Raw genomic sequence first — 17,982 nt, 5'->3', positions numbered from 1 at the left:
TCCGCGCCCCGGGGGAAAGTGTAATGGTGAAAGGGGATGCGTATGAAGCACAAAATAAAGAAAGCGTTTGCTGATGTATTCGGGGAATCGGAGGACCTGCGCATTTTCTTTGCGCCCGGCAGAGTGAATCTCATCGGAGAGCATACGGATTATAACGGGGGCCACGTCTTTCCTTGCGCGCTGACGATCGGTACATATGCAGCCGTCCGGGAGAGAGGGGACAGGCTCGTCAGAATGTACTCTCATCATTTTAAAGATGCGGGCATAAAGGAATGCAGTCTCGATAATATCCGTTATCAAAAAGAGGACGGGTGGGCCAATTATCCGAAAGGGGTCATGGCGGAATGTCTCGGCAGCGGTTTTTCCCTTCCGCACGGCTTCGATATTGTGTTCTGGGGAAACATCCCGAACGGCGCCGGGCTGTCATCTTCGGCTTCGATTGAACTTGTTACGGCGGTCATTCTCAAGGAATGCCATGAGCTTGAGGCGGATATGCTCGACTTGGTGAAGCTCGCTCAGACGGCGGAAAATTCCTTTATCGGCGTCAGCTGCGGAATAATGGATCAATTCGCCATCGGAATGGGAAAGAAACATCATGCGATTCTGCTGAATTGCGGGACGCTCAGCTTTGAATATACAAAACTCGGGCTGTCGGGGCTGTCGATCGTTATTGCAAATACCAATAAAAAACGAACGCTTGCAGACTCAGGCTATAATACGAGGCTCAAGGAGTGCGGGGAAGCGCTTTGTGATCTTCAGAAACATCTTTCCGTTCAATCACTGGGAGAGCTGACCCCTTCCGCTTTTGACGCTCATGCGGAGCTGATTCAGAATGAAGTGAACAGACGCCGGGCGAAACACGCCGTCTATGAAAATCACTGCACAATAGAGGCCGCCGACATGTTCAGTAACAATCTGCTTTATCATATCGGTGAATTAATGAGGGATTCGCATCTCTCTTTACGCGATGACTACGAGGTGACGAGTCATGAGCTGGATACACTGGCTGAAGCGGCCTGGCGCCACGGCGGGGTGATCGGATCAAGGATGACGGGAGCCGGTTTCGGCGGCTGTACAGTCAATATCTTCAAGGACGATGCGGTTTCGGATTTTATTGAAACGGCAGGGGCCCGCTATGAGGAAAAGACAGGGAGAAAAGCTGACTTTTACACGGCGGATGTCGGAGCCGGAGCGAGAGAACTAAAGGGGGATGACGATGGCAATTGAGCGGCACGTGGAACGTTTAATCCGGTACGGATTGCAAAAAGAGCTGATTTCATTTCTTGATATTGAATATACAAGAAACCGTTTATATGAAGCTTTGCATATCACCCATCCGGAGGTTCCAGAACAGAAAGAAAATGAATCGGCGGCATCATTGCCGGACATATTGGCCCCGATTTATGAATGGGCGGCAGAAACGGGCCGGATTTCAGCCGATACAGACACCTATCGCGACCTGCTGAGCGCGAAGATCATGGGCTGCTTTGCCCCGCAGCCGTCCGAGATTGTCCGTCGTTTTGAAGAAACAAAGGCGGTGCACGGACCGGAGCAGGCGACAAAGGCGTTTTACCGATTTTCAGAGGATGTGTATTATATCCGTTCGGACAGAATACAGCGGAATGCCGGGTGGACGGCTGAGACGGCTTACGGAAAGCTGGACATCACGATCAACCTTTCAAAACCGGAAAAAGATCCGAAAGCAATTGCCGCTGCCAAAGAGCAGCCTCAATCCGATTATCCGAGATGTGTTCTTTGTAAAGAAAATGTCGGGTACGAGGGGAGACCGGATCACCCGGCGCGTCAAAACCTTCGTGTCATTCCGGTAATTCTCGGCGATGAGCAGTGGTTTCTGCAATTTTCTCCGTATGTGTATTACCGGGAGCATTGCATCGTTTTGAAAGACCGGCACGAACCGATGAAGATCAGCAAAAAAACGTTTGACCGGCTGCTGTCGTTCGTCAGCCAGTATCCTCATTATTTTCTCGGTTCCAATGCTGATCTGCCGATTGTCGGCGGCAGTATTTTAAGCCACGACCATTTTCAGGGGGGCAATTATGAATTCCCGATGGCGCGGGCGGAGACAGAAAGCCGGTACAGGCTGCCTGACTATCCGAAAACGGTGCTGGGAATTGTGAAGTGGCCGATGTCGGTCATCCGCCTGCAAAGCGAGAGTGCGTCTGAGCTTTCCGGCGCGGCGGATGCCATCCTGCGGGCATGGCGCGGTTATTCCGATGAGGCGGCTGATCTCCTCGCCTGTTCAGGAGGAACACCGCACAATACAATTACGCCGATTGCCCGGCGGAGAAACGGTTTATTCGAATTAGATCTCGTCCTCAGAAATAACCGCACCTCTGATGAGCATCCGCTGGGAATTTTTCATCCCCACCAGGAAGTTCATCACCTGAAAAAAGAAAATATCGGACTGATTGAGGTAATGGGGCTTGCGATTCTGCCGGGCCGCCTTGAACAAGAAATGAAATACACGGCTGAAGCGCTGTGCTCACCGGACCCGGAAGCGGTCTTAACGGCAGACCCTTCTGCGGCAACGCATAAAGATTGGGCGCTCAGCGTGCTGCATAAGCGGAAGGTAACGAAAGAAAACGCGGAACAGATTTTGAAAGAGGAAATCGGCCATGCCTTTGCGCGGATACTGGAGCATGCCGGCGTCTTTAAACAGACAGAAGAAGGCAGAGCGGCTTTCCGGCGGTTTATCCGCCATTTGGGCGCTCTACCGGAAAAAAGCCCCATCCCATAAGGGACGAGGCTTTTTTTTATCCTCTGCTTCTGGCGATCAGGCTGAATAAGAATACCACGATCGCAGCTCCGATGATTGCCGGAATGATGGCAAAGCCGGCAAGGTGAGGACCCCATGTGCCGAGCAGTCCGTGCCCGATCCATGCGCCGATCAGACCGGCGATCATTGACCCGATGATTCCCCCGGGCATACTGCCTTTTACAAATAAACTTCCGATCCAGCCGATAATAATAGCGACAATCAGAGATACGATAAAACCCATAAATATCACTTCCTATTTTTTATTATTTATGCCTATATGTTTCCTTCGTTTTGTCCATATTAAACATATGAATGCGTTTTTTATAATGAACATATCAAGGCGCGTTCCGGTCTTTTTTTTCATAATGCGTTGCGTTAAAATGGAAACCGTGTGAAAAGGTGTGAGCAAAGGAAAAAATATTTCTTTTGTAGAATGTTTAACAAAATGAAACTTTTTGTTGACCAGCGTTTTTTATTATGGTAAACCTTTATTTGGTATTATTCGTTCTCACTATCTTTTTTCTCTATATATGCTAAATGATCTAAAACTTTTTATGTTTGATTTGCGCAAGTGGAAAAAGTTCATGCATTTTTTGACGATTTTGTGACATTAGGTCGAAAAAAAGATGAACTTTAGAAAAAAATAAAGCTAATAAGGGCAGATTTTGATAGCATAACAAGGTAGATAGAGAAAAGATTTTGAGAAAGTACATTTCAGATTCACTACATCAATAGGAAGGATGGTGATCTTCTTGTTCAGAGCATTTAAACCGTTACTTTTATTAGCGATGTTGGCTGTTGTTTTCGTACTGGGCGGATGCAGCGACATTTCCGTTTTAGATCCGAAAGGACCTGTAGCAGACCAGCAGAAAGATCTGATTCTCTTGTCAATCGGATTTATGCTGTTCATTGTCGGCGTCGTTTTCGTACTATTTACAATCATTTTAGTGAAATACCGCGACCGCAAAGGCAAAGACAGCGGAAATTACAAGCCCGAGATGCACGGCAACACGTTCTTAGAAGTAGTCTGGACAGTGATCCCAATTTTAATTGTTATTGCACTTTCTGTGCCTACCGTACAGACGATATATTCGTTAGAAAAAGCGCCTGAAGCGACAAAGGATAAAGAGCCTCTTGTTGTTTATGCTACTTCGGTAGACTGGAAATGGGTATTCAGCTACCCAGAGCAGGATATTGAGACGGTTAACTACCTGAACATTCCTGTAGACCGTCCGGTTTTATTTAAAATTTCTTCAGCCGATTCAATGGCATCGCTATGGATTCCTCAGCTTGGGGGACAAAAATACGCGATGGCGGGAATGCTGATGGATCAATACTTACAGGCTGACAAAGTGGGAACATATGAAGGCCGCAACGCGAACTTCACCGGCGAACACTTTGCCGACCAGAAATTCAACGTAAAAGCTGTTACGCAAAAAGACTTTAACAGCTGGGTGAAAAAAGCCCAAAGCGATTCTCCAAAGCTGACGAAAGAGAAGTATGACGAACTGATGCTTCCGGAGAATGTCGGTAAATTAACGTTCTCTTCTACACACTTAAAATACGTTGACCACGGCCAAGATGCCGAATATGCGATGGAGGCGCGCAAACGCCTTGGCTACAAAGCCGTATCACCGCACTCTAAAACAGATCCGTGGGAAAATGTAAAGAAAAACGAATTTAAAGTATCCGACGATAAACAAGATTGAAATTGAACAAGAAAGGAGGAAGCCCGAATGAAATTGAGATGGGATGAATTTTTTGTAACAGGTGACCCATTAATTCTGGGCGCACAAGTTTCCATTGCGCTTTCCACTATCGCTATCATCGTTGTACTCACATACTTCAAAAAGTGGAAATGGCTCTGGTCTGAATGGCTGACGTCTGTAGACCATAAGAAACTTGGAATCATGTACATTATCTCTGCTGTTATCATGCTGTTCCGCGGCGGGGTCGACGGCTTGATGATGCGCGCCCAGTTAGCGCTTCCTAATAACAGTTTTTTAGACTCAAACCACTATAATGAGATCTTTACGACTCACGGTACGATCATGATTATCTTCATGGCGATGCCGTTTTTAATCGGTCTGATCAACGTTGTCGTACCTTTGCAGATCGGTGCGCGCGACGTAGCATTCCCTTACTTGAACAACCTGAGTTTCTGGACGTTCTTCGTAGGTGCGATGCTTTTCAATATTTCTTTCGTTATCGGAGGTTCTCCGAACGCAGGCTGGACGAGTTACATGCCGCTGGCAAGCAACGACATGAGTCCCGGGCCTGGTGAGAACTTCTACCTGCTCGGTCTTCAGATTGCCGGTATCGGTACGCTGATGACGGGTATCAACTTTATGGTGACGATCCTGAAAATGCGTACGAAAGGCATGACGCTGATGCGTATGCCGATGTTCACATGGACGACGCTGATTACAATGGTTATTATCGTATTCGCCTTCCCTGTTTTGACAGTGGCATTGGCGCTGTTATCATTTGACCGTTTGTTCGGCGCTCACTTTTTCACGCTGGAAGCCGGCGGTATGCCGATGCTTTGGGCTAACTTGTTCTGGATTTGGGGACACCCTGAAGTATATATCGTTATCTTACCGGCATTCGGTATTTTCTCTGAAATTATTTCAGCGTTTGCAAGAAAGCAGTTATTCGGTTACAAAGCGATGGTCGGCTCAATTATCGCCATTTCCGTCCTGAGTTTCCTTGTATGGACTCACCACTTCTTCACAATGGGGAACAGTGCGTCCGTTAACTCTTTCTTCTCGATTACAACGATGGCGATTTCGGTTCCGACCGGGGTTAAAATCTTTAACTGGCTCTTTACGATGTATAAAGGCCGGATCAGTTTTACAACACCGATGCTGTGGGCGCTCGCGTTCATCCCGAACTTCGTTGTCGGCGGGGTAACAGGGGTTATGCTTGCGATGGCTGCAGCGGATTATCAATACCATAATACGTACTTCCTCGTATCTCACTTCCACTATGTGCTGATCGCGGGTACGGTATTTGCATGTTTCGCAGGATTTATTTTCTGGTATCCGAAAATGTTCGGTCACAAGCTGAACGAAAGAATCGGAAAATGGTTCTTCTGGATCTTTATGATCGGATTTAATGTATGTTTCTTCCCTCAATACTTCTTGGGGCTGCAAGGTATGCCTCGCCGTATTTACACATACGGACCGAATGACGGATGGACTGCATTGAACTTTATTTCAACTGTCGGAGCCTTCATGATGGGTGTCGGATTCTTAATCCTTTGCTACAACATCTACTACAGCTTCCGCTACTCTACTCGCGAGATCAGCGGAGATTCATGGGGCGTGGGACGTACGCTTGAGTGGGCGACTTCATCTGCGATTCCGCCGCATTACAACTTTGCGGTGCTTCCTGAAGTGAAATCTCAAGATGCGTTACTGCAATTGAAAGAAGACAAAACGGATATTCATCCGGAAAGCAAGTTCAAGAAAATCCATATGCCGCACAACTCCGGAAGACCGCTTATTATGTCAGTGGCGTTCGGTATTGCAGGCTTCGGACTTGTATTTGAATGGTTCTGGATGGGCATTGTCGGCTTGATCGGCATTCTGCTTTGCATGGTGCTTCGTTCATTTGAATATGACAATGGCTACTATATACCTGTTGAAGAAATAAAAGAGACGGAAAGAAAGATTTCCGAATAAAGGAGGCGTGATTTATGGAACATGCAGAACACGGCAATTCTAACGCGCCTATGGAATATCAATCTGAAACCGGCAGACTCAATATTCTCGGGTTTTGGATCTTTTTAGGGGCAGAGATTGTGTTGTTCTCAACACTATTTGCAACCTTCTTCGTTCTTCAAAGAAGAACAGCAGGAGGAGTCTTACCGGCTGAATTATTTGAAGTGAAGCTTGTCATGATCATGACATTCCTGCTTCTGATCAGCAGTTTCACCTGCGGGATCGCTGTTCATGAAATGCGTCGCGGAAGTTTAAAAGGCGTCGTCATTTGGACGATCATTACGCTCCTTCTCGGCGCGGGCTTCGTCGGATGTGAGCTTAACGAGTTCATCCACTATGTACATGAAGGAGCATCTCTCGGTACAAGTGCTTTCTGGTCTGGATTCTTCGTCCTTCTAGGAACGCACGGAACGCACGTAACGATCGGTATCTTCTGGATTGCCGGCATCTTACTGCAATTGAAGAAACGCGGATTAACGCCGCAGACGTCTTCAAAAATCTTTATCTCAAGTTTATACTGGCACTTCTTAGACGTTGTTTGGATCTTCATCTTTACAGGCGTCTATCTCATCGGATTGGGGGGACTATAATATGGCAAACAAATCTGCTGAACACAGCCACTTTCCGTGGAAGCATATCGTAGGTTTTGCGTTGTCTATTATTCTGACCCTGCTGGCCCTTTGGGTTGCGGTATATACGGATTTAAGCTCATCAGCAAAACTCTGGATCATTTTCGGATTCGCATTTATCCAAGCCGGTCTTCAGCTTCTCATGTTCATGCACATGACAGAAAGCGAAAACGGCGGAATTCAAGTCGGAAACACGCTCTTCGGATTTTTCGGAGCGATTGTTATCATCCTTGGTTCCATCTGGATCTTTGCGGCGCACTACCATCACGGTGACCATATGGATGGAAACCCTCCTGGCGGTGCGAAGCAACATTCCGAACATCAGGAATAAAAAGAAACCCTCTTCGTTCAGGCGAAGAGGGTTTTTTGTGCCTTTATTGGCTTCTTCTCCGGCGCAGGCGCGGAAGGCCGTAAATGATAAAGGCGGCGATATGGGCAACGATGACGTTGACGGCAAACAGGATGATCATAAGTGTGTGGCCGAGAGGGGATAGGCTGCTGGTTGCGTAAAAGTAGAAGAAAACCCACATGAGAATAATTGGCGGTATGGCCGAAAGAGCGACTTTTTTGTTATCCAGCCAGATAAAGAGGGGTGTTGCGCTTGCGACCAGTAAATAAGCAAAAAACATGTCCATCTTACATGTCTCCTTTCATTTTATGGGAGCGTTTCCAAAATGAAATACAGAGAATGAAATGTGTCTGTTTTGTGGTCGTTTTTTGAACATTTTGTTACAATTATTATACCATGTTTTCCAATTTTTGATACCGCTTTTTCGAGAAATGTATTGCAACTATTGCCTCATTTTTGGATAGGTACAAGAAACCGGAAAGGCCAAATACCCTGTCACATTTCCGGACAATGGAATGGCGCAGGCTGTGAACCTTTGCTATGGTCAAAGAAAATATGCACAGCAAGGGTGGTTTGAAGTGGACGTAAGGAAAGAAGATGTCACAGCGCCGGATGTCATTGCGCTTTTGCAGGATCATCTGAAGAGCATGACCATGCATTCTCCTCCGGAAAGTATACACGCGCTCAATGCGGACCGGCTGCGTCAGCCTGACGTTACGTTTTGGAGTGTGAGGGAAAACGGCGTCCTGCTCGGCTGCGGCGCCTTAAAGGAGTTAAACAGCCTGCACGGTGAGATCAAATCAATGAAAACCTCTCCGCATCATATCAGAAAAGGCGCAGCCAACCGGATCCTCCGCCATATGCTTGAAGAAGCAAGGCGGCGGGGCTATCAGCGGATCAGCTTGGAAACCGGTTCTATGGAGGCTTTTCTCCCCGCCAGACGCCTGTATGAAAAAGCCGGGTTTCAATATTGTAATCCGTTTGCACATTATAAAGAGGACCCGAACAGCTTGTTTATGACGTTAAACAAAGACTGAAACCCCTTTTCTGACGAGAAGGGGTTTTTTATCGGAAAAGTTTCAACATGACCGAAACATTTCCTTTTCTGACACGTCATATGTCGTGTAGTCCCAAAACCGTAAAAAATAAAAAGGAAGCAACCTCATCATGTTTTCTTGAACAGTGTTCATGTATAATAAACAATAGTGACTTCCGATGAAAATGTAAGGCGGGATAGAATGAGTCGATATAAGAAACAGCAAAATCCCTATTATCAGGGGGATTTGATTTTTATATTTGGTGTGTTTTTTAATAATTAGTGTTGCGGCGATTTATGCGGCCGGACAGTTCGGGCAGTACGGAGATAGTGCCTGGATGAAACAAGTTCTTTTTTATATTGTTGGTGCTGGGCTAATAGGGTTATTACTTTATTTTGATTTGGAACAGTTAGAGAAGCTTAGCATTTATGTTCTAGCTGCAGGAGTACTTTCATTACTCCTTTTGCGAATTGCGCCCGAATCCATAGCACCAATAAAAAATGGAGCTAAAAGTTGGTTTCAGTTTGGGAAATTCACTCTTCAACCTTCAGAGTTCACGAAAATAGGAATTATGATGATGGTCGCGTCCATTATATCGAAGGCGGGCCCGAAGGATCAGAGATCGCTTCGGGAAGATGTGAATCTGCTTTTGAAAATTGCGGCATGGACGGTTATTCCGATCGGGATGATCGTATTGCAGGATGCCGGAACGGGTGCGATCTGTCTGTTTATCGTTATGGTGATGGTGTTTATGTCAGGTGTGAACTGGAAGCTGATCACCATCATCGGCGGTTCGGCCGCGCTTGTGCTTGGCCTTTTCTTAATTCTCGTGATTGAATTTCCCCATGTGGCGAATTCAATCGGCATTGCGGATTATCAAATTAACCGGATTACATCTTGGATGTCTGACTCCAGTGCGGCAACGACTCAGGCAGAGAGCGATAAGAGCTGGCAGGTGGATCAGGCCGTTATGGCGATCGGATCGGGCGGCATTACCGGAAACGGCGTTCATAATCTGAAGGTGTACGTACCTGAGGGACAGACCGACTTTATCTTTGCGATTTTGGGTGAAAGTTTTGGATTTTTAGGCTGCGCCATTGCGGTTGTCATGTTTTTCTTTTTAATTTACAGACTTGTGGTGCTGATTGACCGCTTGCATGCGTTTAACCGATTTGGCGCGTTTTTTTGCGTAGGATTTACTGCACTTATCGTGATTCACACCTTCCAGAACATCGGGATGAATATCGGCATTATGCCGGTTACCGGTATTCCGCTGCTGTTTGTCAGCTATGGGGGGAGCTCGGTGCTTTCTACATTAATCAGCTTCGGGATCGTATATAACGCAAGTGTGCAGCTGACGAAATATAAAAGCTACTTGTTCAATTCTTAATAGTGCACCCCCTTTAAAACATAGGGTACCCATGGACATGGGACGATTGTTTTAAAGGGGTTTTTTATATCGGTTTAAAATATACTTAGTTATTTCTCTTTTAATAATATCGTAGAGAAATAATGAATCAGTAGAGTTGATCAATTTTTTCTTAATTTTTCCTTAATAGTATATAAAAACATTTTTTGTGATTGACATAAAACTTAATTTATCCTAAAATACCTAATTGCGGGAGGTGATTTGTATGAAAAAGGTAAAATATCTTTTCCTTGCTCTTTTCATGTTTTCGGGGATTCTATTTGCTAATCAACATGCAGATGCAGCTAAAGCTAATCACAAAGGTTGGACTGAGACCAAAGCAGGTAGTAACATCATGTACAAAAGAGCTGTTGGACAAACTACTTGGAAAGGTAAATATCATTACACACGAGCCCAAGTTGTTGCTTTTTGGGGAACTGTAGATGCAGATTCCGGGCGAGTTTGGGGGAAGGATAAAACAAAAGCAGTAAGTCCTTGGACAGTATCTGATTTTACAGTTTCCAAAACGTTTTATGGAAGCTAATATCTATTTATTAAAAGCCAATATAAATCCTATCATTTATATTGGCTTTTAAATTAGAAGGGAACCGGTATTGTGAAACTAAAAATCCCTCTCGTTAATATATTTTTATTTTTGTCAATATTAACATCGATCATAATACTAATAACATATTTGAACTTTAACTTAGACAAAAAAATTATGAATAAATTATCAAATAATTTTTATAGTGATCAGAGTGTTCACTTTGTTATAAAGGAAAATAAACATACTACTGATGATTTTGAGAAATTATTTAAAAAAAAGATAGGCAATTTCAATCTTTTTAAAGAGATTTCAGATACAAAAAATAAGGTATTCGGATTTTACAGTAATGGAAATATTGATAAACCTTCAATGAAAAAAGGAAGGTTTTTAAGTGAGAAGGATTACTTTAAAAAGAAACTCAAAGCGGTTGTCGGACAAAATGTCAAGGTGAAAAAGAAAAATGGTGTACAGTGTTTTGTTTATCATTCAAAATGTATAGAAGTAATAGGGGTAATGGGTTATGATTTCAAGTCCAAGATAGATGATATTGTTTACATTAATATTGATGGAATTAACAATATCAGTGATGATATATCAGGAATGTATGTTTTAGATGATATTAGTTTTAATAAAGAAATGTTTAGCCATGTAAAAGAAAAGGCTAATGAATTAGAAATTTCGTTTCTAAATGCGAAATTTAATAATTTGACAAATAAATTAGGTATGGATAACAATTTAACAGTTATAATTACTCTACTTCTATTTATATTCATTATAAAACATAATATATTACTTTACTTTTGGATATACAAAAAAAGAATTGTAATTGCAATTAACTATGTTATTGGATATTCATTAAAAAAGATTTACTTTAAATCATTTGTAAACTTCTTTATAAGTATGACTTTATCGTACATAATTGCTTTCTTTTTAGTTAGTTTATTTGAAATAAAAAATATATTAAATCAGTTTTGGTATTACTTTTATTATATTTCCTTGTTATATTCATTAGTCACCACTCTTAGTTGTATTGCCTTTTTTATTTCATGGAAAATAAGCTCGAATGGAAAAATATTGAGGGTGTTAAAATGATTTTAAAGCAATTAATAATTGAGGTTAAAGAAAATATATTAAAAAACAAAATTTTAAGCGGGCTTACTATTATATTAAGTTGTCTCTTTTTTTTTCTAATATCAGTTATATTCCTACAATTTGTAGAAATAGATACTAAAAAAGAAAGTTTTTATGCAAAATTTAAAAATAAGAATATTTATCAATTATCGGATAATTTATTTGATTTTAAAGAAGAACAATTTTTTTCAAATCCATCTGAATTAATAAAAATTAAGCACTTTTATATGGAATTAAATACAACAAAAGATTTCTTATATCTCAACACCACTTTACAACCAATAGGCATTAATAAATTTAAAGGCAATGATACTTTTCTTAATGGATATGAAATAGGACAAGTTGATAAACCTTATAAAATAAATGAAAAAGATGAAAATTACAGCACAGTTAAATCAGTACAATTAAATAAAAATATTTTCAGTGTCTCTGCCTTAAAGTTACAAGAAGGCTCATTATTTAAAAGCAGGGATTTTATTTATGAAGAATTTAAAGAGATACCTGTTTTATTAGGAAGCGACTATAGTGATGTATATAAGTTGGGAGATATTATTGAAATTGATTATGTAGATAAAAAATTAAAGGGGAGGGTAACTGGCATTTTAGATTCAAATTCTGTGTTGCCAGTTAGGGACCAAATAGAATTTAATCTCGACCGTTATATTATCCTTCCAGAATTAATTATCCAGCAAAGTCCCCGTAATAGTTCTGATTTAATCTTTCAACAAAGACATTATTTGCAGCTAATAAATGGCCAGTTGCTATCTGCGAAAGACACCCTTGAAATTAGAAAAAATATGAAAAGGATATCTCAAAAAACAGGTTTTGAAGATTATATAGTAATTGGTGCAAATGGGTTAGGGATAGATATTGTTTTTTCAATGTTAAAACAAAGTCAAAATTTACTTATATTGTTTGCCTTACTGTTGTTTATTCTTTGTATTCTGAGTATATCAATTGCATATAATATAAAGTGGGATATTGTCCTTAGGAAATATTCAATTCATCTTATTTCTGGAGCAACTATCAATAACATATATGTATTTATGTTTTCAGAAGTAGCTTTAATTATTTTGAGTAGTTTGTTGATTGTATTTATTTCGATTAAATCTATTGGTATTATGCCTTGGTTTTATTATTTAATTATGATGGTAACTGGAGTTTTTACTGTTTTATTGGGTATACTACCGGTATACATAAGATTAAAAAAAGTAAATTTCTCAGCTCTGCTAAAGGGGAAGGAATGAATGGAGATCCTGAGATTTTCGAATATCAAAAAATCATATAATGAAAAGTGCATTTTATTTAATGTCAATATAAACATTAAAGTGGGTGAAATGTTATCCATCATGGGTAAAAGCGGAGCAGGTAAATCTACAATCCTACATATCATGTCAGGATTAGAAAAAGCGAGTAAAGGAGATTATTTTTTTAAAGGGAAGAATATCTCTGGCTACAATCACAAACAACTTGCAAGGTTTCGTCATGAAAATATAGGATTTATTTTTCAAAACTCTGCTTTAATTGATGAGAAGAATGTATTTCATAATGTGGCTTTACCACTGATTTATTCAAAAGAAAATAAACCGGAAATTAGAGAAAAAGTAAATAATATACTAAGTGAGTTAGAACTTAGTGATTATATCTATAAGTATCCTAAAGAGCTATCTGGAGGCCAGGCACAAAGGGTAGCTATTGCGAGGGCTCTTATTAATGAACCATCTCTTATTTTAGCGGATGAACCAACTGGGTCTTTAGATGCTGAAACTGAAAAGCTGGTGTTGAATTTATTCTTAAGACTTAGTAATAAAGGCAAAACCTTAGTTATAGTAACTCATGATCAAACAGTTGCAGATAAATGTGATCGTATAGTTACTCTAAAAAACGGAGTGTTAGTTTAATTTTAAATATCAGTTTTGGTTGTATTGAGTCGTGTTGCTTTTAACTTAGTGCCCAATGGGATACTATAAACCGGAAGGAGGCTTTTATATGAACAATACCATCGAAACTATACTTAATCATCGGTCGATCCGATCATTTACTGACGAGCTTCTGACAGCAGAAGAGATAGATACATTAGTGAAAAGCGCCCAGGCGGCGTCAACGTCCAGTTACGTGCAGGCTTACTCCATCATCGGCGTAACTGATAAGGAGAAAAAGCGGAAGCTGGCGGCACTGGCCGGAAACCAGCCTTACGTCGAAAATAACGGGCATTTGTTTGTGTTCTGCGCTGATTTGTACCGTCATAAAAAACTTGCTGAGGAAAAAGGCGAAAACATTACCGAGCTTCTTGAGAATACGGAAATGTTTATGGTCAGCGTCATTGATGCCGCACTTGCCGCACAAAACGTAAGTGTTGCCGCGGAATCAATGGGACTTGGCATTTGTTATATCGGAGGCATTCGAAATGAACTTGATCAGGTGACGGAAGTGCTTGGAACGCCTGACCATGTGCTGCCGCTGTTCGGCTTGGTAGTCGGTCATCCCGCTCATCCGTCCGGTCAAAAGCCGCGCCTGCCGAAACAAGCCGTATATCATGAAAACACGTACGATACGACTGAAGAACACTTCCGCAGTTATATGAAGGAATATGATGAAACTATTTCCGCTTATTATGATAAACGAACAAACGGCAAGCGGGTTGAAACGTGGTCTGATCAAATCCTGCAGTTCATGAAACAAAAACCGAGAACCTATTTAAATCAATATGTAAAAGATAAAGGTTTTCAAAAGAATTAAGAAAAAACCTCTCCTGACCGGGAGAGGTTTTTATGTTTCACGTGTAACATATTTCGACAAAATGGAACAAGGTATATAAATGTTTATCATCAGGGATGCTTATAAGCATGCAGAAAGAAAAAACTGCTTAGCAGTGGTACGATGTTGATGAGGTGACAGTGATGATTTCATTAAGCATATTAGATCAATCTCCTGTATCAGAAGGGAGTTCCGCGGAAAGTGCTCTGCGGAATACAGTAAGACTGGCGCAGGAGGCGGAAAAGCTCGGATATAAGAGGTTTTGGGTGTCAGAGCATCATTTTTCAGAGCGGTTGGCGGGTTCAAGCCCTGAAGTGCTGATCAGCCATATTGCGGCGAAAACGAATGAGATTCGTGTAGGCTCGGGCGGTGTCATGCTTCCGCATTACAGCGCATATAAGGTGGCGGAGAATTTCCGCGTGCTTGAAGGGTTGACGCCGGGCAGAATCGATCTCGGATTAGGGAGAGCGCCGGGCGGAATGCCGATCGCATCATGGGCGCTGAATGACGGCGGGAAGCGTAACGCTGATCAATATCCGCAGCAGCTTCGTGAGCTGGCGATGTATTTGCATGATGCAGCCGACGACAATCACCGTTTTCCGAATCTGACCGCATCACCCCTTATTAAGACGGCGCCGGAAGTCTGGCTTCTGGGTTCTTCGGGGGAAAGCGCGCTTCTGAGCGCAGAAATGGGAGCAGGCTATATGTTTGCTCACTTTATTAATGGAGAAGGCGGAGAAAGCACGACAGCACAATATAAGCGCAGATTTAAACCTTCTGTATTAGGAAAAGAACCAAAAACAGCCGTGGCGGTGTTTGTGCTGTGCGCGGACACGGAGGAGAAAGCGGAGGAACTCGCGGCCGTCATGGATTATACGCTGCTTGCAGGTGAACAGGGGATTCCGCTTCACGGCGTACCGTCTTACGAAACCGTCCGCGGGAATACGTATACACCGTATGAACAAAGACGAATTGCCGATAATCGGAATCGAATGATCATCGGAACGAAGCAACAAGTGAAAGAACAGATTCTGGCTCTCAGTAAAGCATACGGAACGGAAGAAGTGATGGCTGTGACCATTACTCATCACTTTGAAGATAAACTTCAGTCATACCGGCTGCTTCGTGAAGCTTTTGCCGAATGATCAGAAAGAAACCCTGCTGATGCTCCAGCAGGGTTGTTCGGTTATTCAATGATAAAAGGTTTTTCAGTCAGCACCTGGCTTGATTTCCCTTTGTTCGCGGCATAGGCCAGCATATAATATTCTCCTGCCGGCAGTGCGGTGTCACCATTGACTTTGCCGTTCCAGTCGAAATATTGATAGCCTTTATCCTGCTTTTTGTAGATGCCGGCTTGGCCGACAAAGTCAAGATTGCTATCATATACAAGGAAGGCAAGCTCTTCGGCTCCCGCCGGAAGATAGGTTTCAATTTGGTAGGTTCCCTGCGTTGTGCCGTCCTGCACGTCGATTGACGTCACGCGCGGATAGTCCGGCTCTTTTACAATCAGCAGCGTCGGCACTTTTGCGACTGTTTTTCCGCCTTCACGCACTGTGACGGTTCCCTCATAGGTGCCTGCCTTTACTTTTTTGGCATTGACCTTTACTTTCGCATTGACCTTTCCGGTTTGATGAGCGGGGATCACGACCCGGTCTGTGCCCGAAACGGTAATGCCCGTGCCGTTGAAAGAGTACTCGAGCTGATATGATTTTCTGATGGACGATTGGTTTTCAATCGTAAAGGTTTCTTTTTTCGTTTCATTGCCTTTGTCTTTCATAAACGTTCCGTAAGAATAACTTCCCGGGGCGACAAGGGAGTCTGCTTTGATCGCCTTCATGATTCTGATGCTTCCGGCGCCTTGCGCATTATGCGGGTATACGTCACCGTCCGCGTCCGTTAAGGTTTCCGCCGTGTTCATGAGAGCTGCTTTTATTTGTTCCGGGCTCCATTTCGGTTTGGCCTGCTTGATGACGGCAGCTGCGCCGGCTACATGCGGGGAAGCCATGCTCGTTCCCTGCTTCGATCCGTAGCCGTACGGGTCGGCCGGATCATGGGTCGGAATGGTGCTGACGATGTTTACGCCGGGAGCGGAGACGTCAGGTTTAATCATCCACGTGTCCATAACCGGACCGCGTGACGAAAAGTCTGCCATTTGTTCAGTGAGCGATTTAGCCACGGATAAATTGAATGTCGCTTTTGTGCCGCCCGCTTTTAATTGGCTGACGAGTTTTTCGCCGTCTTCTGATGAAAGCTTAATCGTCGGCACGGACATGCCCGGTACGTTGGCTTCAATTTCTCCCGGGGCATTGTTATACACAACCATACCGATCGCGCCCGCTTTTTTGGCGTTGTCTGCTTTATCCACAAAGGCGATGCTGCCCCGTTTGACGACCGCGACTTTTCCTTTCAGATCTTTGCCTTCAAAATCCTTTTGCTCGCCGATACCCGCCTCTATGAGGTCTGTTTCTTTTTTATTCAGTGCTTTTATGTCATCTTCTTTGTTGTAGCCCATTACTTTCGCTGAGGAATAGGAACCGAAGGAGACGGCGTACTCGTTCAGCGGCAGCTGTGTCGCTCCGACGGAGATGGCTTCTCTGGACGTTCCCGGAGAGCCGACGGTCCAATTGTTCGGCCCGCTGTTTCCGTTTGATGTAACGGCCGTGACGCCTTCTGACATCGCCCAGTCAAGCGCCGTGCTTGTCGCCCAGTCTGGGTTATTCACAGAATTGCCGAGAGAAAGGTTCATGACATCCGCTCCGTCCTGTACGGCGCGTTCGATGCCGGCGATGACGTTCTCCGTTGTTCCGCTTCCGCCCGGACCGAGCACACGGTAGGCAAGGAGTGTAGCATCCGGCGCGACGCCTTTAATCGTCCCGTTTGCCGCTACCGTGCCCGCGACATGGGTTCCGTGGTCAGTCGACGCGCCTCTCGGATCACCGGACGGCGTTTCTTCAGGATCGTAGTCGTTATCCACAAAATCGTATCCTTTATATTGTCCGAAATTTTTCTTTAAGTCAGGGTGTTTATATTCGACACCGGTGTCAATAATGGCAACCTTGACGCCTTTCCCCGTATAGCCGAGCTTCCACGCGTCATTTGCCCCTATATAAGGCGCGCTGTCATCCATCTGCGGAGACACGGCATCCTTAGATAGGGTGATGTCTTTATCTTTGAGCTGATCGGTATGATAGGTGACATTCGGATAAACCGCTTTGACATCCTGATCACTCAGCAGTTTGGGGATTTCATTTGCCGGGAGTTTCATGGAGAAGCCGGAAAACACTTGCTCATATTCCCTGTTGATTTTTCCGTGTTTAATGGTTTTGAGCGCTTTCTTTTTCACTTTTGCGCGTTCGCTTTTCAGCTTGCTTTTTGTCTGTGCTTTGCCGAGTTCCTTTGCTTCCGCGAGTGACTTTTCCTTCAGCTCCACGATGACTGTCGTTTGTTTGCCGGTGGTCATATCAATGTCACCGAACACCTCAGCCTTCTCAAGATCAGGAGTTTGCGGTTTTGAAGCCGGCGCAGCCTGTGAACTTGTGGATAAGGTAAAGGATAAGACAAAAGCCGGAAGCAGATAACGGATGATTCCTTTTTTCAATCGTGTTTCCCCCTTTTTCTTT

At 43.4% G+C, this 17,982-nt stretch carries 16 protein-coding genes and 1 pseudogene; 14 read left to right on the top strand and 3 right to left on the bottom strand.

All coding sequences use genetic code 11. From position 1 onward, the window contains the following. Positions 1-42: 42 nt before the first annotated feature. On the top strand, positions 43-1,227 hold the full coding sequence (locus JNUCC22_RS17900; RefSeq protein ID WP_216061968.1) for a galactokinase: 1,185 nt from the start codon (positions 43-45) through the stop codon (positions 1,225-1,227). After that, positions 1,217-2,758 carry a UDP-glucose--hexose-1-phosphate uridylyltransferase gene (gene galT, locus JNUCC22_RS17895; RefSeq protein WP_158185951.1) on the top strand — a complete coding sequence of 514 codons (1,542 nt, stop codon included), beginning with the start codon at positions 1,217-1,219 and terminating at the stop codon, positions 2,756-2,758. The genes JNUCC22_RS17900 and galT overlap by 11 nt, the downstream gene beginning before the upstream one ends. A gap of 16 nt (positions 2,759-2,774) precedes the next feature. On the opposite strand, the gene JNUCC22_RS17890 is transcribed toward galT, so the two are convergent. Then, positions 2,775-3,020 carry a GlsB/YeaQ/YmgE family stress response membrane protein gene (locus tag JNUCC22_RS17890; RefSeq protein ID WP_003150926.1) on the bottom strand — a complete coding sequence of 82 codons (246 nt, stop codon included), beginning with the start codon at positions 3,018-3,020 and terminating at the stop codon, positions 2,775-2,777. 502 nt (positions 3,021-3,522) lie between these two features. Here JNUCC22_RS17890 and qoxA point away from each other — a divergent pair. From qoxA to qoxD, 4 genes are read left to right on the top strand one after another with little or no spacing between them, the layout of a single operon-like run. Further along, positions 3,523-4,488: a cytochrome aa3 quinol oxidase subunit II gene (gene qoxA, locus JNUCC22_RS17885; RefSeq protein WP_012118744.1), complete on the top strand. Its 966-nt coding sequence runs from the start codon at positions 3,523-3,525 to the stop codon at positions 4,486-4,488. A gap of 27 nt (positions 4,489-4,515) precedes the next feature. Further along, positions 4,516-6,465: a cytochrome aa3 quinol oxidase subunit I gene (qoxB, locus tag JNUCC22_RS17880; protein ID WP_007614578.1), complete on the top strand. Its 1,950-nt coding sequence runs from the start codon at positions 4,516-4,518 to the stop codon at positions 6,463-6,465. A gap of 14 nt (positions 6,466-6,479) precedes the next feature. Continuing rightward, a complete protein-coding gene (qoxC, locus tag JNUCC22_RS17875) occupies positions 6,480-7,094 on the top strand; it encodes a cytochrome aa3 quinol oxidase subunit III (protein WP_003150930.1) in 615 nt (204 codons plus the stop codon). Between the two features lies 1 nt (position 7,095). Further along, the gene (gene qoxD, locus JNUCC22_RS17870) at positions 7,096-7,464 is read left to right on the top strand and encodes a cytochrome aa3 quinol oxidase subunit IV (RefSeq protein ID WP_003150932.1); all 369 of its coding nucleotides are present in this window, start codon (positions 7,096-7,098) and stop codon (positions 7,462-7,464) included. A gap of 43 nt (positions 7,465-7,507) precedes the next feature. Here qoxD and ywcE read toward each other — a convergent pair whose 3' ends face one another. After that, positions 7,508-7,768 carry a spore morphogenesis/germination protein YwcE gene (gene ywcE / locus JNUCC22_RS17865; RefSeq protein WP_003150937.1) on the bottom strand — a complete coding sequence of 87 codons (261 nt, stop codon included), beginning with the start codon at positions 7,766-7,768 and terminating at the stop codon, positions 7,508-7,510. A gap of 292 nt (positions 7,769-8,060) precedes the next feature. Between ywcE and JNUCC22_RS17860 the strand changes: the two genes are divergently transcribed. The 8 genes and pseudogenes from JNUCC22_RS17860 (at position 8,061) to JNUCC22_RS17825 (ending at position 15,507) form a co-directional block, all read left to right on the top strand. Then, complete coding sequence (locus tag JNUCC22_RS17860; RefSeq protein WP_216061967.1) at positions 8,061-8,519, top strand: GNAT family N-acetyltransferase; 459 nt, start codon at positions 8,061-8,063, stop codon at positions 8,517-8,519. Positions 8,520-8,720: 201 nt separating this feature from the next. After that, positions 8,721-9,909, top strand: a pseudogene (locus tag JNUCC22_RS17855) (FtsW/RodA/SpoVE family cell cycle protein). A 244-nt stretch (positions 9,910-10,153) separates the two neighbouring features. Next, positions 10,154-10,471: a hypothetical protein gene (locus tag JNUCC22_RS17850; RefSeq protein WP_052483798.1), complete on the top strand. Its 318-nt coding sequence runs from the start codon at positions 10,154-10,156 to the stop codon at positions 10,469-10,471. Between the two features lie 72 nt (positions 10,472-10,543). Continuing rightward, positions 10,544-11,566, top strand: coding sequence for an ABC transporter permease family protein (locus tag JNUCC22_RS17845; RefSeq protein WP_043867533.1), 1,023 nt, complete (start codon positions 10,544-10,546; stop codon positions 11,564-11,566). Further along, positions 11,563-12,852 (top strand): ABC transporter permease, encoded by a 1,290-nt coding sequence (locus tag JNUCC22_RS17840; RefSeq protein WP_216061966.1) that lies wholly within the window; start codon positions 11,563-11,565, stop codon positions 12,850-12,852. Before JNUCC22_RS17845 ends, JNUCC22_RS17840 begins: the two co-directional genes overlap by 4 nt. Beyond that, positions 12,853-13,506 carry an ABC transporter ATP-binding protein gene (locus JNUCC22_RS17835; RefSeq protein ID WP_354668966.1) on the top strand — a complete coding sequence of 218 codons (654 nt, stop codon included), beginning with the start codon at positions 12,853-12,855 and terminating at the stop codon, positions 13,504-13,506. It abuts the gene before it with no gap. Between the two features lie 88 nt (positions 13,507-13,594). Continuing rightward, positions 13,595-14,344 (top strand): oxygen-insensitive NADPH nitroreductase, encoded by a 750-nt coding sequence (gene nfsA / locus JNUCC22_RS17830; RefSeq protein ID WP_072589698.1) that lies wholly within the window; start codon positions 13,595-13,597, stop codon positions 14,342-14,344. 161 nt (positions 14,345-14,505) lie between these two features. Continuing rightward, the gene (locus JNUCC22_RS17825; protein ID WP_059367565.1) at positions 14,506-15,507 is read left to right on the top strand and encodes an LLM class flavin-dependent oxidoreductase; all 1,002 of its coding nucleotides are present in this window, start codon (positions 14,506-14,508) and stop codon (positions 15,505-15,507) included. A gap of 41 nt (positions 15,508-15,548) precedes the next feature. Here the strand turns inward: JNUCC22_RS17825 and JNUCC22_RS17820 are convergent, their stop codons facing one another. Continuing rightward, positions 15,549-17,960, bottom strand: coding sequence for a S8 family peptidase (locus JNUCC22_RS17820; RefSeq protein WP_136396703.1), 2,412 nt, complete (start codon positions 17,958-17,960; stop codon positions 15,549-15,551). Between the last annotated feature and the right edge of the window lie 22 nt (positions 17,961-17,982).

The sequence above is a fragment of the Bacillus sp. JNUCC-22 genome (genome assembly GCF_018861275.1).
Classification (GTDB): Bacteria; Bacillota; Bacilli; order Bacillales; family Bacillaceae; genus Bacillus; species Bacillus velezensis.
This window is presented reverse-complemented; position numbering and strand designations above follow the sequence as displayed.